The following is a 21,034-nucleotide window of genomic DNA, read 5'->3' as shown; positions in this document are numbered from 1 at the left end:
GTCTTCCTTATACGTAGTCAGGACAAAATGTGATCGGCCGGTTTCAGCGCCCGGGTCAAGCGGTGATAGCTGAAACTGAAGCCGGGAAACATGGCGATTACGTGACCGCTCTTGCTTTGATACCAACTGTGGCAGCCGCCGGACTTCCAGACCGTACGCTCCATCTCCCTGTGGATCATTGCAGTGTAGGTACGTTCTGCCTCGGGGCGCACTTCGATGCTGCGCAGACCTTTGGTTTGCACAGTGCGGATGCAGTCGATGATGTAGTTCATCTGCGATTCGATGATGAACAGCGCCGAAGTGTGGCCAATGCCGGTATTGGGCCCCGTGACGATAAACAGGTTGGGAAAGTCCGGCAGGCTGGTGCCGAGGTAGGCGCGGGGATATTCCGCCCAGACATCTCTGAGCTGCACGGCGTTTTTTCCGCTGACGGGGTAGGAAATGACGCCGTCGGTAGCGTCGTAACCGGTCGACCAGACGATCAGATCAACATCGATGTGCTCACCGTCCTGAGTGTTGATTCCGCTTTCGTCAATTGACGCGATGCCCTGCTCGCGGCTGTGCAGGGTGACGTTGGACCGGGTCAATGCCGGGTAGTAGGTGCTGGAGACCAAGACCCGTTTGCAGCCGATGGTGAAGTCCGGTGTAAGTTTTTGCTGGAGCACCGGATCAGGCACCTGGCGCTTGAGGAAGCGCAGCGCTTGCTTCTGCACCAGGTTAATCGCCGGTTTCGAGTATTTGAAGGCGATCACCCGTGTCTCGAACTGCCAGTAAATCAGCCAGCGCAGCAGTTTGTAGGCCGGTTTCAAGCCGAGCAACCAGCGCTGAAACGGCCCGAACACGCGATCGGCGCGCGGCAGCACCCAATGCGCAGTGCGCTGGAATACATGCAGTTGCTCGACCTGCGGGGCAATCACCGGGATCACCTGCGCGGCGCTGGCACCGCTGCCGACGATGGCCACGCGTTTACCGTGATAGTCGTAGCTGTGATCCCAATTGTTTGTATGAAATGTCTTGCCCTGAAAGCGATCCTGGCCGGGAAATTGTGGGATCACTGGTTGGCTCAATGGTCCACTGGCATTGATCAGGAACTGCGCGTAGAACGTGCCCTTGGTGGCGGTGTGGACGGCCCAGCGTTTTTCCATGTCGTCCCATTCAACGTGTTCGACGTTGGCTTGCAGTTCCACGCGCTCACGCAGGCCGAATGAATCGATGACGTGCTCGGTGTAGCGATGCAATTCCGCTTGTTCGGCAAACATCTGTGACCAGCGGTACGGCGCGAACGACAGCGAATAAAGGGGGGAGGGCACGTCCACTGCCGCGCCGGGGTAGGTGTTCTGGCACCAGGTGCCACCAAAGAAATCGCGCCGTTCCAGCAGGCGAAAATCGTCGATCCCGGCCTTGAGCAGGTTGATCGCCGCGCACTGACCGCCAAATCCGCTGCCGATGATCAACACTTGGTAAGTCTGCATGGGCCTCCTTCTTATAGTTGTTTTTCCGTTTTCCTCCTTTCATGTATAGCCAAATATTTGCGTTGTGGGAGCTCGCTTCCACATTGGAATTTTGTTGCCAGGTGAGGTCGCTGGCCGATGATGGCTATTTAACGTTGCCCTGTTAGACTCCGAGCACATCCGTCCTGCGGTGTGCAGGTTCCGTCGAGTGGTCGAGGCCCTTATGGGAAACACGGAAAGAAAGGGACTTTCACTGGCCAGGAGGCTTTATAAATCACGCATCCTCGGGCTGTTGCTTGGGCTTTTGTGTGTGTCCGTGGCGATGTACTCGCTCGATCCGCCGCCGTGGGTCTGGGCGCTGATGCTGTTCAATGGCCTGGTCTGGCCACATCTGGCGTTTCAATGGGCGCGCCGCGCTCGAGTGCCTTTCCACGCCGAACACCGCAACCTGTTGATAGACGCCTTTCTCGGCGGCTTCTGGGTCGCCGCGATGCAGTTCAACCCGCTGCCCGCTGCCACGACCATCTCGATGATGGCGATGAACAACGTCGCCATCGGCGGTTTTCGGTTTTTGCTGGCCGGTTCTGCGGCGCAATTACTCGGGGTCGGCTTGGGGCTGGTGGTGTTTGCCCCGGCGTTCATTCCGCAAACCTCGCCGTTGCAGCTGTATGCGTGCCTGCCGCTGCTGATGCTGTATCCGCTGGCGTTGGGCTGGATCTGTTTTCGTCAGGCCTACACGCTGGGCGTGCATAAACGTGAATTGCTGGCGCTGAGCCGTACCGACAGCCTCACCGGCCTGCTCAATCACGGCGCCTGGAAGGATCAACTGGAAATCGCCTTTCAACACTGCAAACAACAGAAGCAGGGCGCGGCGATTGCGTTGATCGACATCGACCATTTCAAGGCAATCAACGACACCTACGGGCATGTGGCCGGCGATATCGTGTTGCGACAGTTGAGCAAGATGCTCAAGCAGAACCTGCGTGCGACTGACGTCGCCGGGCGTTACGGCGGCGATGAGTTCTGCGTGATTCTCCCGGAGTTGCCGCTGTTCAATGCCGCCCAGGCCATGGAGGCGTTGCGCGAGCGCTTCGCGACGTTGGGTTATGAGCAGAATCCGGCGTTGAAGGTCAGTTTGAGTATCGGCCTGGCGGCGTACGATCCGGCACACGCCGATGCGACGCGTTGGCTCAATGATGCGGATCAGGCGCTGTATGAAGCCAAGGCGAGTGGAAGGAATCGGGTGATCTGCAACAGCGAGAATTTGCCCAAGCAGCCGTTGCTGGACTCGGTCTGACTGTCATTACAAATCACCTGTAGGAGTAAGCCTGCTCGCAATGACGTCAGCCCGGTCGGCACATCACTCCTTGACGCTCATATATTCCTTCGCCCAGAGAATGTATTCCTCCGGCTGGGTGTAGGTGTGCGTCAGCTCGGTCGCGCTCAGGTCGGAGGCCTGGGTAAAAATCTGTCGCTGTTCGCGCAGGCTGTCGTACGTCGCCTTGATCGCCGCAAAGTAAGCGCCGTGGCCGTCGATGGTCACGCGCACACCCAGTTCGGCCAGACGTTTGTCGTCGCGCAGCGCCGGGTTGCCGTAGGTGACCAGCATCAGTGGCACGGTCAGATGTTCAGCGATCTGTTCAAGCTGATCAAAATCCTGCACCCCGACCATGCAGATGCCATCGGCGCCGGCCGCTTGATACTGGCGTGTACGGCTGATGATTTCCTGGTTTGGCAGGATCCCTGCGTTGGTGCGGGCGATGATCGCCATTTCTGTATCAACCCGGGCTTCCAGTGCCGCGCGGATTTTGCCGACGCCTTCGGCCACGGTGATCAGGTCGGTGGATTTGCGCCCGAATTGCGCGGGCAGCAAGGTGTCTTCGATGGTCAGGGCGGCGACGCCGGCGCGTTCCAGTTCGACGATGGTGCGCATCACATTGAGGGCGTTGCCATAGCCGTGGTCGGCATCGGCGATCACCGGCAATTGGGCGACGCGGCCGATGCGGGTGGCTTGTTCTGCGAACTCGCTGAGGGTGATCAGGGCAAAGTCTGGCGCACCCAGCACCTGCAATGAGGCCACGGAGCCACCGAGAATACCTACTTCAAAACCGAGGTCAGCGGCGATCCGGGCGGACATCGGGTCAAACACCGAAGCCGTGTGGTAGCAGGTGTCGGAGGCCAGCAGCTGACGGAAGTTACGGCGCAAATCTTGATGAGAAAGCCTGGACATACGAGTTCCACCAATACAAAGGAATGGAAAGGCTTGAGCAAAGGTGTCAACGCCGAAGAATGAAAAGGCTATCACGCGAATGGGTCAAGGATCATGACGAATTTTCGAGGGGGGCATTTTCAGATGGCTCTTTAGCTGAAAGGATTCATCTTTGGTGCGGGGATTTGGCTGTGGGGAAGGATTTATCTGTGTTGAGCAGATCTCTCAGGGCAGGGAATTTACCTGTGGCGAGGGGATTTATCCCCGATGGGCTGCGAAGCGGCCCCCTTATCTGCACAACTCATTTTCTTTCAGGTACATCGCGGTTACCGGTTTTGCGACTGCTGCGCAGCCGATCGGGGATAAATCCCCTCGCCACAGGTGATTTTCCATAACAGGGAGAATGTGATCCCGAGTTTCAGGCAGCAACGGCCTGCTGCTGTTGATTCGGCAACATCACCGCCCGCACCGAATTCCCCGGTTGCAGTTGCAGGCGTTTGGCCGTGAGGCGGTCGATTACCAGGCTGCTGCCGACCCGACGCGCCCGGGCGACGGTGATGCGGCAGTTTTCCAGACGTCGGTTGTGAATCAGCCACAGCGGCGCCTGTTCGTCCGGGCTGCCAAGGCTCAGGGACAGCTCCACGCTGTCGCGCACCGTGCGGATGTTGCGGATGGGCGCTTCGATCACCGGCCCGCCGTCGAAAATGTCGATATAGCCTTTGTGGGCGAAACCCTCGGCCTGAAGGATCTTCAGCGCCGGCTCGGTATTCGGGTGCGCCTGACCGATGGCCGCTTGCGCCTGTTCGGTGAGCAGACAGGTATACAGCGGTTGGCGTGGCATCAGCTCGGCGATGAACGATTTGTTGCCCAGCCCCGACAGGTGATCGGCATGGCTGAAATCCATCTGGAAGAAATGCCGGCCAAGACTGTCCCAGAACGGCGAGCAACCCAGTTCATCGGCACTGCCGCGCAGTTCGGCGATCATCTTCTCGCCAAACAGATGTGGAAACTCGGCAACGAACAGCAAACGTCCCAGCGACAACAAACGGCCGTTACTGCCGTGGCGATGGTCATGGCCCAGGAACAACGAGCACAGTTCCGATTGCCCGGTCAGTTCGTTGTTGAGGAACAGTGTCGGGATCTGCCGTTGAATGCCCAGATCCGGCGCCGAACTCACCGTCAACCCGACCCGATAGTTGTACCAGGGCTCGCGCAGGCCGACCGCCCCGGACAATGCGCTGACACCGACTACTCGCATGTCGTCGTCCTCAAGTACGAAGAGGTAGTCGGCATCGGCACGTTCGACTTGCTCGGCGAATGCACGTTGCGCCCAGCGCACCCGGTGGGACAGGCGATCTTCGTTGACCGGCAGGGTGGTGAACCCCGGGCCGGCCTGTTCTACCAGCGCCATTAACGCTCGCAGGTCGCTGACTTTTACCGGGCGGACAATCATGCTGTAACTCCTTCTGCGCGCCAGTTCGGGCACTGTCGTTGGGTGCGGAACCGGGCGTGGTTCACAGGGCAATCAGCCGGATCGGGCTGCCATTGGTCACGTTCAGCGCCGCACACATTGCAGGGGTGAGGGGCAGGGGTTGATCGGGTTGGTAATCGAGTTCGGCGACGATGGCCCTGAAACCGTGCAGCGCATCGTTGCTCAGCAGGTAACGGCCACTGGCATCAATGTGTGGCTGTTGCTGCACAGGCGCGGTCTGGCTGCGGACGATCGAGTGGATGGTTGTCGTACGCGCATACAGTGTGGGGCCGGCGTCGAACAGATCGATGTAGCTGTTGGTTTCAAAGCCTTCACGCTCAAGTATGTCGAAGGCTTCCTGGCCGTCTGGATGGATCCGGCCAATGCAGTCCTGAGCCGCTTGCGGCAGCATCGGCACGTAGATCGGGTATTGCGGAAACAATTCGGCGAGAAACGCGCGGCTCTGCATTCCGCACAGCCGCTCGGCTTCGACGTACGGCAGGTCGAAGAAATGCTTGCCCAGCGCATCCCAGAACGGCGAATGGCCGTTCTCGTCACTGTAGCCGACGATTTCGGTGATCACAGAGTCGGCGAAGCGTTGCCCGTGGGCGGCGATGAACAGTAATCGAGCCCGCGAGAGCAATTCGGAAAACGGCGTATGCACCAGCGCGGCGTCGATATGGAAACCGCGCAGCAGCGTGTGGTCGTTCAGGTCGTGGCACAACGACAGCGCCGGCACGCCGTGCTCGATGTTCAATTCCCGCGAGGCGCTGGTGAAGTGACGGTTGCGCAGGCTGTAGAACGGCTCGTTGAAACCGGCGGTGGCGAGAATCTCCGAGCAGCCGATCAGACGTTTACTGTCGAGGTCTTCCAGCACGAAGAAGTAGTTTTCCGGGCCGTGGGCCGTGGCTTCACTGGCAAACGAGGCACAGGAACCGGCGATTTTCTCGCGCAACCGCTCGCTGTCGTCCGGCAGGGAGGTTACGCCCACGAGACTGTCACGGGCCAATTGTTGGAGCTGGGTCAGGTCAGTCTGCTCGACTGGGCGTAAGACCAGCATGGATATACTCCTGTATCAAAAGGTTCGGCGAACTCGCCGAACCTGACTATCACTGTCGGTTTCCACGCGTTAAATCGGCGGTCGCCTGATTTGTTGTCAGACGCCGCTCTTTTTCTTGTCAGCCGTTGCTCGGGTCAGGCAACGCAGTATTGGCGCTGAGCTTGTTGAGAAAGAACAGATACACCAGGCCCAGAGCAATCCAGATCAGACCGAGTTTCTGCGCATCGACACCCATGTTGACCATGATCGCCGCGACGATGATGAAGCCGACCACCGGGCAGATCAGATGGCGCACGACCTGACCGGACTTTTGCCGACGCCAGTAGTAGTTGATCACTGTCAGGTGCAGCAGCATGAAACCGCTGAGCGCGCCGAAGTTGACCAGCGACGTTAAGGTGTCGACCGAGTTGATGAACAGGTAGCAGATCACCAGCGACAGCACCGCCACCAGATAAATACTCACATAAGGCGTGTTGTGCTTCGGATGAACCTTGGCCAGTATTTTCGGCAGCTTGCCGTCTCGGGCCATGCCAAACAGCAGGCGCGAGACTGCAGATTGTGAGGTGACCGCCACGGCGATGCCCCAGGACAGCGCTGTGGTGATAGCCGTCAGCGTCGCCAGCCAGCTGCCGGCAGCGAGTTCGGCGATTTCATAGAAGGCGGTGTCGGCGGACTTGAAGCCCAGACCGGCCGCCAGATCGGTAGCGATCCAGGTTTGCACGACGAAAAGCGTGCCCATCACCGCCAGCGTGATCAACGCGGCTTTGCCAACGCTACGTCCCGGGTCACCCTTAATCTCTTCGGCGAGGGTAGAAATCGCATCGAAGCCGAGGAACGACAGCACGGCAATCGACACCGCTTGCATCAGCAGCGCGAAGTTGAAGGTTTCCGGGTGATACAGCGGCGCCAACGTCAGTTCACCGTTGCCGCTTCCGTTGTGCAGGGCGGTCCAGGCATAGAACAGGAAGATCCCTAGGACGACCAATTGCGCCAGCAGGAAAATGATATTCATCCGAGCGGTAAACGTGATGCCGCGCAAGTTGACGAAGGTGGCGCTGACGAGGAATGCCAGAATGAAGCCGACCTTAGGAATGTCCGGATACAAGTGGTTGAGCGCCATCGCCGCGTACACATACAGCAGCGGTGGAATCAGCAGGTAGTCGAGCAGCATCAGCCACCCGGCGATGAAACCGACGTGTGGGTTGAGGCCGCGTTGCGCGTAGGAATACACCGAGCCTGCCACCGGAAAAGCGCGGGCCATGCTGCCGTAGCTCAACGCGGTAAACACCATCGCCACCATGCCGATGATGTACGCCAGCGGCACCATCCCCGGTGCCTCGGCGTTGACGTAGCCATACACACCGAAGGGGGCGATGGGGATCATGAAGATCATCCCGTACACCACCAGGTCAGTGAGTGTCAGGCTACGTTTCAACTCTTGCTTGTAGCCGAATTGTTCAATTTCCATGAAGCGCAACTCCTTGTAAGCCAATCCAGTCGTTTTAGTTGTTATATCGGTCCATCGTTTACAGCTTCAGCAGTGTTTGTTACAGCAATGGCACGAGGTATCCAGCCCAGCGCGATACCGCCTCCGGGCTGCGCAGCAAGTCGTTGCGCACCTCGATCAGCACTGAATCCAGACCGCGGGCATCGCCATGCACCGGTACGGTCATGTCGCCCAGCGGGTCAATCCTGTACGGCTGATTGCCCGCGACTACCAGCGGATGTGCTTCGAGGCCGTCGAGCACTCGTTGGGCATAGGCCTTGGCCTGGCCAAACAGCACACCGACTTCTATGGCGCGCGGCTGGCCGTAATACACCGGCGTAAAGCTGTGAATCCCTACAACGCGCACCGGTTGACCCTTGGCGATGCGTGCGTCGATCAGCGTCTGCAAGCGCGCATGAAACGGTTTGAACAACGCCTGCCGGCGGTACTCGCGTGTGGCTTCGTCCAGCTCACGGTTGCCCGGCACCTGATAGATCTCGCTCTGCGCCGGAATGCTGTCGGGCGCATGCCGTGGCCGATTGAGGTCGATCAACAGCCGCGAATAGTTGGCGCTCAACAGCGTCGCGCCGAGTTTTTCTGACAATTGCTCGGCCAGTTCCAGCGCGCCGATGTCCCAGGCGATGTGCTCGCGGGCGGCTTTATCGTCCAGGCCCAGATTGTTCAGGGCCTCGGGGATGTAGCAACTGGCGTGCTCGCACACCAGAATCAACGGGTGCGTCGAGTCGGCGCGGCTCAGGTTATAGACCGGTCTGGTAAACAACCCAAGCTCGGCAGATTCAGTACACGCGTGCATAGTGCTCACAAAGTTCAGCGATCGAGAGCTGTTCCGTCAGCGCCAGTTCCTCGGTTTTAAGGGCGTAATAACTGTCGAGCAACGGTTTGGGCAGCCATTCGTTAAGGGCTGCACAGTCGCGCAGGCAATCCAGTGCCTGTGCCAGCGAGGCGGGCAGGGCAACGATGCCCCGCGCCTGACGTTGCTCGTCATTGAGTGAATCGGGGATTTCATTGGTGATTGCGTTCAGCGCCAGACGCTGTTCGATGCCCAGCCGTCCGGCGATCAGCAGCGCAGCCATTGCCAAGTGCGGCGAGGCGGTGGCGTCCATGGCGCGAAATTCCAGGTTGAACTGCTTCGCCACGGATTTGCTGCCCAGCGTCGAGGTCGGGCAGATGCGCAATGCCGCTTCGCGGTTCTGTTGCCCCAGGCAGGCGTAAGAGGCGCTCCAGTGATGCGGCTGCAAGCGCTCGTAAGAGAGCGGCGTCGGTGCGGTGATTGCACACAGTGCCGGCAAGTAATGCAGGATTCCCGCCGCCCAATGCTGGCCGAGACTCGAAAGACCATTGCTGGTGCCGGCGTCGTAGAGCATCGGCTGGCCGTCCAGATCAAGCAGGCTGACGTGCAGGTGCACGCCGTTGCACATCGCATCATTGGCAGTCTTTGGCGCGAAGCTCAGGTCGAGGCCCATTTGCCGGGCGATCTCACGGGCGATCTCACGCACGTTCACCGCGCGGTCTGCTGCCGCGACCCCCAGCGCTGGTCGGCAAGTGATTTCAAATTGATGCTTGCCGTACTCGGGCAGGAACATCTCCGGCTCGACACCGCCGGCGCGCAGGGCGCTGAGCAGCCAACCGCCGAACTCGGCGCCCTGACGCTGGGCTTCGAGCGAGAACGCCGGGGGTTGTGCAAGGTCTGCGTGCAGGTTGAATTCGTGTTCGAACGCGGCGTTGACCTGCAGGCCCAAATCGTCGCGGTAACGCTCGACTTCATCGCGCAGCAGCGTGCGTGGACAGGCACCGAATGGCCGACCATCGGTTTCGCGCAGATCGCCGTGGATGAAATCCAGCGGCGGGGCGTCGGCATCCGGCCCGTTGCTCACGGTCACGCGGCTGCTCAGATCCGGAACCAAGCGCAAGTCGCCATAAGCGCCCCACGGGCTGGTCGAAGCAATGGAATCCTGCGGGGTCAGCGCACTGTTGGCCGGCACCCAACCACAACCGGGTGCCTGGTAATGCTCAAGTTCATCGGTGGGAAACGAGCGGCCACGGGTAATGCCGATCAGGTCAGTGGTGACGATAGTGGTCATTGGCAGTGGTGTCAGGCGAGCGGTCATGGCTGCATCTCCTGCAACCGACCGAGCACGGTGTTGGTGTCGGTGATCCAGCAGTAACCCTTGATCGCATTCAGACAGGCGTGATGGCGTTCGGCATTGCGGGTGGCGCAGGCGTCTTCGACCAGGGTCACCAGATAACCGCGATCGGCAGCGTCGCGCACGGCCATGTCCACGCACTGATCGGTAACGATGCCGGCAATGATCAGATGGCGGGTGGAGAGGTTGCGTAGTACGTAGTCGATGTTGGTCGAGTTGAAGACGCCGGATGAGGTTTTCGGCAAGAAAATTTCGTTCTCTGTCGGTGTCAGCTCGGCGATGATCTGCGCCTGCGGGCTGCCCTTGGGCACGTTCAGGTTCGACAGTTTGTGGTCCAGCGAGCGGTCGCGGCCATCAGCGGTGAGGCTTTCGATAACGGTGTGCAGCACGTTCTGCCGCGCCTCGCGAAAGCCTTTCAGCAGGCGTTGTTGATTGGGCACGACCTGCGTACGGACGCGGTGCAGAAAATACTCGCCATCCGGCTCTGTGAGGTGAGGTTCGAACTGCGGATCGAGCCAGGCGCGCTGCATGTCCACCAACAACAAAGCCGTGTGGTCGGTGACAAAGGGCAGGTCCCGCGGCGAGCGGTGTGGAAGGGTGAACATCCTTATTTATCCTCCAGAAGGTGCGTATTGAAGTCGTTGCGCAGCGCGTCGATGCCTTCCAGGCGATCGGCGAGATTGGTGCTGCGCAGGGTCATACTGGCGATCAGTGCTTCGACTTGTGCCAGCGCCGGCACCATGGTGTCGAACGGTGAGGCTGACTCTACGGGGGCGCTGATAATCAGGTCGGCCAGTTCGCGCAATGGCGAGGCGTAGATGTCGGTGAAGAGCACCACTCGCGCGTTGTTGTTTTTCGCGGCACTGGCCACGCGCAGGGCCTGGGATTGGTAACGGCGATAATCAAACAGCAGCACCACGTCCTGGCGTTGCAGATCGAACAGGCGATCAGGCAGCTGCGCGTTGTCTTCCAGTGCAAAGCAGCCGGTGCGCAGCAGGCGCAAGTGATTGAGCAAGTAGCTCGCCAGCAGGCTGCTGAAGCGTCCGCCGAAGCAGTACACCTGATGCCGGGTATCGAGTAGCCAGTCCGTGAGGATGCGTACGTCTTCGGGTTGGGTCAGCGATTGCGTTTCAACCAGCAGGCGATGGCTGTCGGCCAGATAATGACTCCAGGCGTCATCCTTGTTTTGCTGGGCACGCGGTTGCAGCAGGGTGCGTGGTGAGCGCAGGCGATGATCCATGTCGCTGAGCAGCGCATCCTGGAATTCGGAATAACCGCCAAAACCGAGTTTTTTCACCAGTCGCACGATGGTCGGGTCGCTGACGCCGGCGTGTTCGGCCAGACGTGCCATCGGTCCCAGACCGTTGCGTGGGTATTGGTCAAGCAGGGCGCGAACGACTTTGCGTTCTGACGGTGTCAGATCGAGGCCGGGATCGGTGATCAGGTCTCTGAGAGGGGGCATCCTGGCTCCTGCTGGATGGGTGTGTCGAATTCGCTTCATAATCCGTTAAAACAGTATTTATGTAACTGGCGCTACATGTCTAGTGAATTTTTTAGCGTGTTGAAAAGGCCCCAAAATGGCGCAAGATGCCCGTGTAACAAGGGCTACACTGAAGGCGACAAGCGTTGTAGTCCATTGCCCATGCTCGTGTCAGATATTGCCGTTTTTTCACCATGTCCCAACGACCGAGCGTTGCACTGAGCAGCCCTGAAGCCCTCGATATACGGCACAATTGTCCACAAATCGGCATTGCGCCGTTGATGTTCATGACTCGCGACAGAGTGATTGATTGTGCAGACCACCCGTTTGACCCTGATGTGCCATGCGCGAACCGTCGCACAAAAACTGGCGTGTTTTCCTACGGATGAGCCCGTTGAAAATATAGGCGTGGCGTCTGACGTGTTGGCCGCTCGCTATGACGCCCCACGGCGCCTGATCTGTGCGCCTGAATTGCGTTCGCGTCAGACGGCTGCGTGGTTGGGGGCCGACGCAATCGTTGATCAAGCGCTGCGCGATTGCGATTGGGGGCAGTGGCAAGGCCAGTCGATCAAGGATTTGCAACACTCGCAAGCCGCGGCACTGCAAGCATGGCTGGAAGATCCACACGCCACGCCCCATGGCGGTGAGTCCGTCGCGCAGGTGTGTAAGCGTGTGTCGAAGTGGCTGGTCAGTCTGCAAACCACGCCCGGGCATGTGGTGGCGGTCACGCATCCGTTCATCATCCGTGCTGCGTTGATTCACGTTATGCAGGGCTCGGCCTTTCATGACATTGATGTCGAGCCATTGTCGGCGGTCGAATTGCGCTTCACCGGGCGCTGGCGGCTACGCTTGACCGGTCTCGACGTTGAAGGAGCACGCTGATGAAACAACTGCTGGTGATCGGTATCGGCGCCGGTAATCCGGACTACATCACGATGCAGGCGGTAAAAGCGCTTAATCGGGTGGATGTGTTCTTTCTGCTGGATAAAGGCCAGAGCAAGGACAAGCTGATCGATCTGCGTCGCGAGATTTGTCAGCGCTATATCACCGATCCTACATATCGCCTGGTCGAAGCCCACAGCCCGGAACGCGCGCGCGGCGACGTGGACTACACCGCCAGCGTCGATGATCTGAACCGCGCCAAGCAGCACACCTTCGAACGGCTGATCAACGACGAATTGTCTGATGGCGAGTGCGGCGGTTTTCTGGTGTGGGGCGATCCGGCGTTGTACGACAGCACCCTTCGCATCCTTCACGCAATATTGGCGTCGGGCCGCTGTGCCTTCGAGTTTGAAGTGATCCCCGGAATTACCAGCGTTCAGGCGTTGGCGGCGCAGCACAAGGTGGCGTTGAACACGATCGGTAACTCCGTTGAAATCACCACGGGCCGGCGCTTGGCAGCAGGGCAGGTGAGTGATGCCGACAGTGTGGTGGTGATGCTCGATGCCGAAGATTCTTACCACCACGTGGCTGATCCGCAGACAGAGATTTACTGGGGGGCCTACCTGGGCACGCCGGATGAGATTTTGATCAGCGGAAAACTCGGCGATGTGGCGGATGAAATCGAGCGGGTGCGCAAGGCTGCGCGGTTGGAGCATGGCTGGATCATGGACATGTATTTGCTGCGAAAGCCTTAGATCTTCGTCGCTTGAATGGGCCCATTTGCGAGCAAGCTCGCTCCCACAGAGGAATGCATTTCAAAAGGTGGGAGCGAGCTTGCTCGCGATGGCGTCATCACATTCACAGATGATTTGGATAGGCAAAAAAAGACCCGGTGCAACGCAAGTCGCCCCGGGTTTTTGTTACCAGCGAGCGGAGGATGTCGTGGATCCGCCGTACGCTGTTGAACTCTGGTTACGCGCGTTCCAGCGCCAGGGCCACGCCCTGACCTCCGCCGATGCACAGGGTCGCGAGACCTTTTTTCGCATCACGCTTGATCATTTCATGCAGCAAAGTCACCAGCACCCGGCAACCCGACGCACCGATCGGGTGACCCAGCGCGATGGCGCCGCCATTGACGTTGACCTTGTCCAGATCCCATTGCAGATCCTTGGCCACAGCCAGCGATTGCGCGGCGAAGGCTTCGTTGGCTTCGATCAGGTCAAGTTGCTCGATTGACCAACCTGCCTTGTCCAGGCAGCGGCGAGTGGCCGACACCGGGCCGATGCCCATGATCGCCGGGTCAACACCGGCGTTGGCGTAAGCAGCGATTGTCGCCAGTACCGGCAGGCCCAGGGCTTTGGCTTTTTCCGCGCTCATCAGGATCACAGCGGCGGCGCCGTCGTTCAGCGACGAAGCGTTGCCAGCAGTGACGCTGCCATCCTTTTTGAACGCCGGGCGCAGTTTACCCAGTGATTCCGCGGTGGTCTCGCCACGCGGTTGTTCGTCGACCTTGAAGGCGACCGGATCGCCTTTGCGCTGCGGAATCAGGATCGGGGTGATTTCATCAACAAAACGCCCGGCCTCGATGGCAGCGGCGGCTTTCTGCTGGGATGCGGCGGCGAAGGCGTCCTGCTGCTCGCGGCTAATTTCATATTTGTCGACGAGGTTTTCGGCGGTGATGCCCATGTGGTAATCGTTGAACGCATCCCACAGGCCATCGCTGATCATGGTGTCGACGATTTGCGCGTGACCCATGCGCAGACCGGTGCGAGCGCCCGGCATGATGTAGTTGGACAGGCTCATGTTTTCCTGGCCGCCCGCGATAATCACGTCGGCGTCGCCGCAACGGATCGCTTGGGCGCCGAGGTGCAAAGCCTTGAGGCCCGAGCCGCAGACCTTGTTCAGGGTCATGGCCGGCACCGCGTGGGGCAGACCAGCCTTGATCGCGGCCTGACGCGCCGGGTTCTGGCCGGCGCCGGCGGTCAGCACTTGGCCCATGATCACTTCATCGACCTGCGCACCGTCCAGACCGGTCTGTTCGAGCAACTGGCGAATCACCGCTGCGCCCAGATCAACCGCAGACACGCTGGCCAGGGAACCCTGGAAACTGCCGATCGCGGTACGCGTAGCGGCAACAATGACGACGTCTTGCATTTTCAAATTCCTCACTGGGCAGTGAACTGCATTTCCGGCACGTGATCGGGCACGATCAGTTTACCGGCGGTTTTGGCCACAATCTCTTCAACGCTGACACCCGGCGCGCGCTCTTTGAGAATGAACGCACCGTTCTCGATTTCCAGATAGGCGAGGTCGGTCAGCACACGCTTGATGCACCCGGCGCCGGTCAGCGGCAGGCTGCATCTGGATAACAGTTTGGACTCACCGTCCTTGGACGCGTGGGTCATGATAACGATGATGTTGTCCGCACCGGCCACCAGATCCATCGCGCCGCCCATGCCCTTGACCAGTTTGCCGGGGATCATCCACGAGGCGATATTGCCTTCGACGTCGACTTCAAACGCGCCCAGCACGGTGAGGTCGACATGGCCGCCGCGGATCATCGCGAAGGACTCGGCCGAGGAAAAAATCGACGCGCCAATGCGCGCGGTCACGGTTTGCTTGCCGGCGTTGATCATGTCGGCATCGATGGTTTCCTCAGTAGGAAAAGGACCCATGCCGAGCAGCCCGTTTTCCGATTGCAGCATGACTTCCATGCCTTCGGGGATGTAGTTGGCGACCAGGGTCGGAATGCCGATGCCGAGGTTCACGTAGTAGCCGTCCTGCATTTCGCGGGCGACGCGCTGAGCCATTTGTTCGCGGGTAAGTGCCATGTTGTTGTTCTCCGTAGGCCTGAATTATTTGCGGATGGTGCGCTGTTCGATGCGTTTTTCGAACGTGCCGCAAATGACCCGGTCGACGTAGATGCCGGGAGTGTGGATGTGCGCCGGGTCCAGTTCGCCGGGCTCGACGATCTCTTCGACTTCAACCACGGTGATCTTGCCGGCGGTGGCGGCCAGCGGATTGAAATTCTGCGCGGTGTGGCGGTAGATGACGTTGCCGAAATGGTCGGCTTTCCAGCCTTTGACGATGGCGAAGTCGCCGGTGATGGATTCTTCCATCAGGTAATTGCGACCGTTGAATTCACGCACTTCCTTGCCATCGGCCACCGGAGTGCCGACGCCGGTCGCCGTGAAGAAGGCCGGAATACCGGCGCCGCCCGCGCGCATTTTCTCGGCGAGGGTGCCTTGAGGGGTCAGGATGACTTCGATTTCGCCTTTGAGCAGTTGCTCTTCAAACAGCTTGTTCTCGCCGACGTACGAGGCGACGACCTTGCTGATCTGGCGGTCGGTCAACAGCGCGCCGAGGCCAAAACCATCGACGCCGCAGTTGTTGGAAACGACGGTGAGGTCGCGGGTGCCTTTGCGCTTGATCTCGGCGATCAGGTTTTCCGGAATCCCACACAGACCAAAGCCGCCGGCGATAACGGTCATGCCGTCTTCAAGCCCGGCGAGGGCTTCCTCGTAGGAACTCACGCGCTTGTCGAAACCTGCCATATGCACCTCTTTTATTATTTGCGGGCGGCTGGCTAGCCGAATGGTTGGAGTGTCGCGCCGGGGAATATATTTGTTAAGTTGATTTTTAAGGTTGATTGATAGATAAAACTCAATAATCAATTTAATTCTGATACGCAAGCATAGCGCCCATGACCATCAAACAAATCCGTGCCTTTCTCGCCGTGGCCCAGAGCCTGAGCTTCGCCGTGGCCTGCGAGCGGTTGCACCTGTCGCAATCGGCCTTGAGCCTGACCATCAAAGCCCTGGAAGAGGGCCTGGGTGGACGGCTGTTCAGCCGCAACACGCGCAATGTGGCGTTGACCGCAGAAGGTGAATCCCTGCTGCCGCTGGCCCGGCGCCTGATCGCCGACTGGGACAACGCCGAAGACGAAATGCGCCAGCGCTTCAGCCTCCAACGCGGGCGGGTGACGCTGGCGGCGATGCCGTCGTTTGCCGGCAATCTGCTGCCGCCGATTCTCAAGACCTTTCGCGCGCGCTATCCGAACGTCAACGTGACGGTTAATGACGTGATTAACGAGCAAGTGCTGGAAATGGTGCGCGACCGCCAAGTGGAGTTGGGCGTGGCGTTCGAACCTATGCAGAACACCTCGATGACGTTCACACCTCTTTATATGGATCGCTTTGTCGCGGTAGTGCCGCAGGATTCACCGCTGGCCGCCCGCACCGAGATCGACTGGCAGACGTTGTTGCAGGAACCGTTCATTACCTTGCAGCGGCCGTCCACGGTGCGGGTAATGCTTGAAGAGCATTTGCAGGCGCGGGGCATGAAGTTGCCGGTGGAGTTTGAAAGCCATCAACTGGCAACGGTGGGGCGGATGGTTGCTAGCGGACTGGGTGTGAGCGCGGTGCCGGCGCTGTGTGCCGAGCAGATGCAGGAATTGGGTGCGCGGTGCCTGACGTTGAATGATTCGGTGGAGCGGGCGATTGGCGTGCTGACGGAACCGGGGAATGAACTGTCGGCGGCGGCGCAGGCGTTGTTCGATATCCTCCAGCAGGAAAACCTGACCGAACGCCTGTCTCCCTGACCCCAACAAAACTCCTTTGTGGGAGCGAGCTTGCTCGCGAAAGCGTCCTGCCTGTCAAATTCCTTGGTACAGACACACCGCCTTCGCGAGCAAGCTCGCTCCCACAAGGGATATGCGTGTTCAGGCGCTGATACGTTGGGCCAACAGCGGCAACAACGCTTCACAAGACCCCTCAATCTTCAAATCCAGCAAATCATCCGCCCGAGTCTTGCCCAGATTGATCGCAATCAACGGTTTGCCGCGATCCGCAATCACCCGGCACAGACGAAACGCCGAATAGGCCATCAACGAAGAGCCCACCACCAACATCCCCGCTGCACTTTCAGCCGCTGCCATGGCCCGAGCCGCCGTAGGCTGCGCGACGTTTTCGCCGAAAAACACCACATCCGGCTTCATTCGTTCGCCCGCACAAAACGGGCAGTGTGGCACCTGAAACCGTGCTTCGAACGCCGGGTCGAGCAGGGTATCGCCGTCCGGCGCCTGCACCGCATCGATGCCTGCCAGATACGGATTCTGCTGTTCCATCAGTTGCTGAATCGAATCGCGCTCGCTGCGCTGACCACAATCCAGACACAAGACGCGATGCAAACTGCCGTGCAGTTCGATCACATCTTGACTGCCGGCCTGATCGTGCAAGGTGTCGACGTTCTGCGTGATCAAGCCGCTGATCCTCCCGTGACGCTGCAAACTGGCCAGCGCCTCATGCGCCGCATTCGGCTGCGCCACACGCACGCGTGGCCAGCCGAGCATCGCCCGTGCCCAGTAGCGGCGGCGTGATTCGGGGGCGGCGAGGAATTCCTGATACATCATCGGTTGTCGGCCACGTCGCACGCCTTCGCTGTCGCGGTAGTCGGGGATGCCCGACGGGGTGCTGATGCCAGCACCGGTTAGCACCAGGAAGTTGCCTTCGGCCATCGCCTGTTGCAGCGTGTCGAGGTGTTCGCGAATCGGCCTATCGAGCATGGTTGGCGTTCCAGTAGCGATGAGTGCCATGCAGGTTAGCACTGACCTCCTGTGGGAGGGAGCCTGCTCCCTCGCCACAGGTTTGTGAGCACCAAGGTTTATTTACGAGCCTCCAGAATCAGGTTGAACGGCGTTTGCGTGGCGCGCCGGAATTGCTTGAACCCGGCCTCGGTAAACACTTTGCGCAGACGCATTTCACCGGCCTGCGCACCGAGACCCAGGCCGACTTCCTGTGACAGCGAGTTCGGCGTGCAAATGAACGTCGACGCCGCGTAGAAAAGCCGTCCCACCGGGTTGATATTGTCGTCCAGTGTATCGTTGGCGAACGGCTCGACCAGCAACACCGTGCCGTCGTCTTTAAGCGAATCGTAAGCGTGGCGCGCAGCACCGACCGGGTCGCCCATGTCGTGCAGGCAGTCGAAATAGCAGATCAGGTCATAGTCATTGCCGGGATAGTTCTTCGCAGAACCCTGGTAAAACGTTGCCCGGCTGCTGACCCCACCTTCTTCTGCGCGCTGTGTGGCGACGGTGATCGACGGTGCGTGAAAGTCGTAGCCGGAGAAACGCGAGTTTGGATACGCCTGCGCCATGATCACCGTCGAGGCTCCGTGGCCGCAGCCGATGTCGGCGACTTTCGCGCCGCGCTCGAGTTTGGCGACGACACCGTCCAGCGCCGGCAACCATTCGGCGATCAGGTGGCCTTTGTAGCCGGGTCGGAAAAACCGTTCGGTGCCGGTGAACATGCAGGGATGGTGATCGCCCCAGGGCAGGGCGCCATTGCCGCGCATGGCTTTCACCAGTTTGTCCTTGTCATGGAAAAACGACGCCACCACCCCAAGTCCGCCGGCGACGTAAACCGGCGAGTCCTCGACGGCCAGCGCCATGGCCTGTTCTTCTGGCAGGCGAAACTGCCCATCGTGGTGCTCCATGTAGCCGGAGGCGGCGTGAGCGCTGAGCCATTCGCGCACCAGACGCGGGTTGCAGGTGGTTTTTGCCGCGAGGGCTTCGGGGCTGATCGGCTGACTGTCGGCCATCGCCCGGTACAGCCCGAGTTCTTCGCCGACGATGACATTGGCCAGCATTGCCGCGCCGCCCATGTCGTTGACCAGTTTGCCCATGAATTCGTTGAGTCGGGCCTCGTCCATCATGTGTGCTCCTGAAACAGGATCACAGTCCGGCGGCGTTGAGCGTCGAGGCATGCGCCACCGGGCGGTGGTCATGGAAACAGGCAGGGCACGGCAAAAGTCCTGCGGCCCCCTCGACTGGGTAATGAATGAGTCTAGCCCGGATTTTGCGACCAACAACGATCAAAATGCAGGAGTGTGGATAGAAGAGTGAACACCGCTAATCCTTGTGGGCGCTGGCTTGCCAGCGATGAGGCCGGCACAGTCGATATTGATGTTGGCTGTGCCGTCGCCATCGCTGGCAAGCCAGCCCCACAGGGTTTATCAGTGAATTCAAAGGGTGTGTATCGCTGTGTATCGCTGTGGCGGGGGGATACAGGGGGCTGCAAATCTCGGGTGAGTCGAACACAGCAGTGATACAGCCAACGGTTGAACTGTCTTGGTCAACCACCGAGGTCAGCCACCATGCAAACCCCTCAAATATCAAGGCAACCCAGCGTCGGGCTGGGTCTGCGCCGTGGGCTGTTGAAAGACCTGCAAGCCGCTCCCACCGGCGATTTCGACTTTCTGGAAGTCGCCCCGGAAAACTGGATCGGCGTCGGCGGCGCTCATGGCGCAGCGTTACGCGAACTGGCCGAGCGTTATCCATTGTCCTGTCACGGTTTGTCGTTATCGCTCGGCGGTCCGACGCCACTCGACATCGGTTTTCTGCAAGAAGTGCGCAGATTTCTCGATCATCACCGGGTACAGCATTACAGCGAACACTTGAGTTACTGCAGCGACGACGGCCATCTCTACGATTTGCTGCCCTTGCCGTTCACCGAGGAAGCGGTGCACCACGTCGCCGCGCGTATCCGCCAATCCCAGGACATTCTTGGTCGCCGTCTTGCCGTGGAAAACGTCTCCTACTATGCCGCCCCGCGCCAAGACATGGACGAAGTGAGCTTCACCAACGCGGTGTTGCGCGAGGCTGATTGCGACCTGCTACTGGACGTCAACAATGTCTACGTCAATGCCATCAACCACGGTTTCGATCCGCAGGATTTTCTGGCCCGTATCGAGCCGGGCAGGGTGGTCGGGATGCATGTGGCCGGGCATTTCGACGAGTCCGACAACCTCAAGATCGACACCCATGGCGCCTCGGTGAAACCGCAGGTGTGGTCGTTGCTGGCCGAGGCCTACGCACGGTTCGGCGCGCAGCCGACGCTGCTCGAGCGGGATTTCAATTTCCCGGCGTTTTCCGAGCTGGTCGCCGAGTTACAGACCATCCGCCGTCTGCAAAACAAAGGGGGCGAGCGTGGATAATCTTGAACGGCAACAACTGGCGCTGACACGCTATCTGCGTGATCCCGACCACCACGTGCCGCCTGCTGAAATGAATACTGCGCGGGTCAATGTGTACCGCGATGTGCTGTTCAACAATCTCTCGCAGTTGTTGAGTGGCACCTTTCCAGTGCTGATCCAGATCATCGGCGATCAACGCTGGCACACGTTGATTCGTGGGTTTTTGCGCGACTACCGGTCGCAAACGCCGAAGTTCGGTGAGATCGCCGAGGCGTTCCTTGACTATCTCGCCACGCAGCCTGCGGTGTTGAGCGAGGGGCAGTGGCCGGCGTTTATGCTGGAACTGGCGCATTACGAATGGGTGGAGATGGTCTTGCAGCAATCCAACGCCGAACCGTTACCGCCCTCGGACAAAGACTTGTTGCTGGAGCGCCCATTGCGGGTGTCGGCACTGGCCTGGCCTTTGGCTTACACCTGGCCGGTGCAGTCGCTCGGGCCGGATCATCAGCCTTCGACTGCCCCGGCACATCCGACGCTGTTGCTGGTACGGCGGGAGGCGGATTTCAGCGTGAAGTTTTCGCAGTTGAGCCCGTTGGCGTGGCGGTTGCTACAGCGGATCGACGAGTTGCCGTCATTGACCGGGCTCGAGCAGTTGCAGGGCTTGGCGCAAGAGGCTGGCGAATTTGCAGACGCGTCGTTCATGGACAACGGACTCGCGCTGTTGCAGCAAATGCATGAGGACGGCGTAATCGGCATCACCTGATGAGGGGTGACCTCAACCACTGTTTTCACTCAACCCTGTGGGAGCGAGCTTGCTCGCGAAGGCGTCTTTTCAGTCAACGCATCATGCACTGACACA

At 59.6% G+C, this 21,034-nt stretch carries 20 protein-coding genes; 6 read left to right on the top strand and 14 right to left on the bottom strand.

Annotation, left to right across the window (positions count from 1 at the left end; genetic code table 11):
- Positions 1 to 17: 17 nt before the first annotated feature.
- Positions 18 to 1,472: a flavin-containing monooxygenase gene (locus ACIQVE_RS17890; protein ID WP_402810582.1), complete on the bottom strand. Its 1,455-nt coding sequence runs from the start codon at positions 1,470 to 1,472 to the stop codon at positions 18 to 20.
- A gap of 202 nt (positions 1,473 to 1,674) precedes the next feature.
- On the opposite strand from ACIQVE_RS17890, the gene ACIQVE_RS17885 reads away from it, so the two are divergent.
- Complete coding sequence (locus tag ACIQVE_RS17885; RefSeq protein WP_402810580.1) at positions 1,675 to 2,748, top strand: diguanylate cyclase; 1,074 nt, start codon at positions 1,675 to 1,677, stop codon at positions 2,746 to 2,748.
- 63 nt (positions 2,749 to 2,811) lie between these two features.
- On the opposite strand, the gene ACIQVE_RS17880 is transcribed toward ACIQVE_RS17885, so the two are convergent.
- From ACIQVE_RS17880 to ACIQVE_RS17845, 8 genes are all read right to left on the bottom strand, one after another.
- Positions 2,812 to 3,681 (bottom strand): oxaloacetate decarboxylase, encoded by an 870-nt coding sequence (locus ACIQVE_RS17880; protein WP_402810578.1) that lies wholly within the window; start codon positions 3,679 to 3,681, stop codon positions 2,812 to 2,814.
- Between the two features lie 397 nt (positions 3,682 to 4,078).
- Positions 4,079 to 5,113: an arginine N-succinyltransferase gene (astA, locus tag ACIQVE_RS17875; RefSeq protein WP_402810576.1), complete on the bottom strand. Its 1,035-nt coding sequence runs from the start codon at positions 5,111 to 5,113 to the stop codon at positions 4,079 to 4,081.
- A gap of 61 nt (positions 5,114 to 5,174) precedes the next feature.
- Positions 5,175 to 6,191, bottom strand: coding sequence for an arginine N-succinyltransferase (locus tag ACIQVE_RS17870; RefSeq protein WP_402810575.1), 1,017 nt, complete (start codon positions 6,189 to 6,191; stop codon positions 5,175 to 5,177).
- A gap of 118 nt (positions 6,192 to 6,309) precedes the next feature.
- A complete protein-coding gene (locus ACIQVE_RS17865; RefSeq protein ID WP_402810574.1) occupies positions 6,310 to 7,659 on the bottom strand; it encodes an APC family permease in 1,350 nt (449 codons plus the stop codon).
- A 79-nt stretch (positions 7,660 to 7,738) separates the two neighbouring features.
- The gene (locus ACIQVE_RS17860) at positions 7,739 to 8,491 is read right to left on the bottom strand and encodes an N-formylglutamate amidohydrolase (RefSeq protein ID WP_402810601.1); all 753 of its coding nucleotides are present in this window, start codon (positions 8,489 to 8,491) and stop codon (positions 7,739 to 7,741) included.
- On the bottom strand, positions 8,475 to 9,806 hold the full coding sequence (locus ACIQVE_RS17855) for a glutamine synthetase (protein WP_402810573.1): 1,332 nt from the start codon (positions 9,804 to 9,806) through the stop codon (positions 8,475 to 8,477). Before ACIQVE_RS17855 ends, ACIQVE_RS17860 begins: the two co-directional genes overlap by 17 nt.
- Positions 9,803 to 10,447, bottom strand: coding sequence for a cysteine hydrolase family protein (locus ACIQVE_RS17850; RefSeq protein WP_402810571.1), 645 nt, complete (start codon positions 10,445 to 10,447; stop codon positions 9,803 to 9,805). The genes ACIQVE_RS17855 and ACIQVE_RS17850 overlap by 4 nt, the downstream gene beginning before the upstream one ends.
- A 2-nt stretch (positions 10,448 to 10,449) precedes the next feature.
- On the bottom strand, positions 10,450 to 11,304 hold the full coding sequence (locus ACIQVE_RS17845; protein WP_402810570.1) for a MurR/RpiR family transcriptional regulator: 855 nt from the start codon (positions 11,302 to 11,304) through the stop codon (positions 10,450 to 10,452).
- 330 nt (positions 11,305 to 11,634) lie between these two features.
- Here ACIQVE_RS17845 and ACIQVE_RS17840 point away from each other — a divergent pair, with 330 nt between their 5' ends.
- Both ACIQVE_RS17840 and cobF read left to right on the top strand, forming a co-directional pair.
- Positions 11,635 to 12,204: a histidine phosphatase family protein gene (locus ACIQVE_RS17840; protein WP_402810569.1), complete on the top strand. Its 570-nt coding sequence runs from the start codon at positions 11,635 to 11,637 to the stop codon at positions 12,202 to 12,204.
- Positions 12,204 to 12,959 carry a precorrin-6A synthase (deacetylating) gene (gene cobF, locus ACIQVE_RS17835; protein WP_402810567.1) on the top strand — a complete coding sequence of 252 codons (756 nt, stop codon included), beginning with the start codon at positions 12,204 to 12,206 and terminating at the stop codon, positions 12,957 to 12,959. Before ACIQVE_RS17840 ends, cobF begins: the two co-directional genes overlap by 1 nt.
- Positions 12,960 to 13,176: 217 nt before the next feature.
- Here cobF and ACIQVE_RS17830 read toward each other — a convergent pair whose 3' ends face one another.
- From ACIQVE_RS17830 to ACIQVE_RS17820, 3 genes are read right to left on the bottom strand one after another with little or no spacing between them, the layout of a single operon-like run.
- A complete protein-coding gene (locus ACIQVE_RS17830; protein WP_402810565.1) occupies positions 13,177 to 14,358 on the bottom strand; it encodes an acetyl-CoA C-acetyltransferase in 1,182 nt (393 codons plus the stop codon).
- Between the two features lie 11 nt (positions 14,359 to 14,369).
- A complete protein-coding gene (locus tag ACIQVE_RS17825) occupies positions 14,370 to 15,035 on the bottom strand; it encodes a CoA transferase subunit B (RefSeq protein WP_402810564.1) in 666 nt (221 codons plus the stop codon).
- A gap of 24 nt (positions 15,036 to 15,059) precedes the next feature.
- Complete coding sequence (locus ACIQVE_RS17820) at positions 15,060 to 15,758, bottom strand: CoA transferase subunit A (RefSeq protein ID WP_402810562.1); 699 nt, start codon at positions 15,756 to 15,758, stop codon at positions 15,060 to 15,062.
- Between the two features lie 149 nt (positions 15,759 to 15,907).
- Here ACIQVE_RS17820 and ACIQVE_RS17815 point away from each other — a divergent pair, with 149 nt between their 5' ends.
- Positions 15,908 to 16,804 (top strand): LysR substrate-binding domain-containing protein, encoded by an 897-nt coding sequence (locus tag ACIQVE_RS17815; RefSeq protein ID WP_402810561.1) that lies wholly within the window; start codon positions 15,908 to 15,910, stop codon positions 16,802 to 16,804.
- Positions 16,805 to 16,924: 120 nt separating this feature from the next.
- Here the strand turns inward: ACIQVE_RS17815 and ACIQVE_RS17810 are convergent, their stop codons facing one another.
- Complete coding sequence (locus ACIQVE_RS17810; RefSeq protein ID WP_402810559.1) at positions 16,925 to 17,767, bottom strand: NAD-dependent protein deacetylase; 843 nt, start codon at positions 17,765 to 17,767, stop codon at positions 16,925 to 16,927.
- Between the two features lie 98 nt (positions 17,768 to 17,865).
- Entirely contained in the window at positions 17,866 to 18,912 is a 1,047-nt protein-coding gene (locus tag ACIQVE_RS17805; protein ID WP_402810599.1) for a class I SAM-dependent methyltransferase, read from the bottom strand.
- Between the two features lie 444 nt (positions 18,913 to 19,356).
- Between ACIQVE_RS17805 and ACIQVE_RS17800 the strand changes: the two genes are divergently transcribed.
- A complete protein-coding gene (locus ACIQVE_RS17800; RefSeq protein ID WP_402810557.1) occupies positions 19,357 to 20,196 on the top strand; it encodes a DUF692 domain-containing protein in 840 nt (279 codons plus the stop codon).
- Entirely contained in the window at positions 20,189 to 20,938 is a 750-nt protein-coding gene (locus tag ACIQVE_RS17795; protein ID WP_402810555.1) for a DUF2063 domain-containing protein, read from the top strand. The genes ACIQVE_RS17800 and ACIQVE_RS17795 overlap by 8 nt, the downstream gene beginning before the upstream one ends.
- Positions 20,939 to 21,034: the final 96 nt, after the last annotated feature.

Origin of the sequence: Pseudomonas sp. NPDC098747 (genome assembly GCF_044760045.1) — a bacterium.
Lineage (GTDB): Bacteria > Pseudomonadota > Gammaproteobacteria > Pseudomonadales > Pseudomonadaceae > Aquipseudomonas.
The sequence above is the reverse complement of the archived record's forward strand: the minus strand, read 5'-3'. Positions and strand labels throughout refer to the sequence as shown.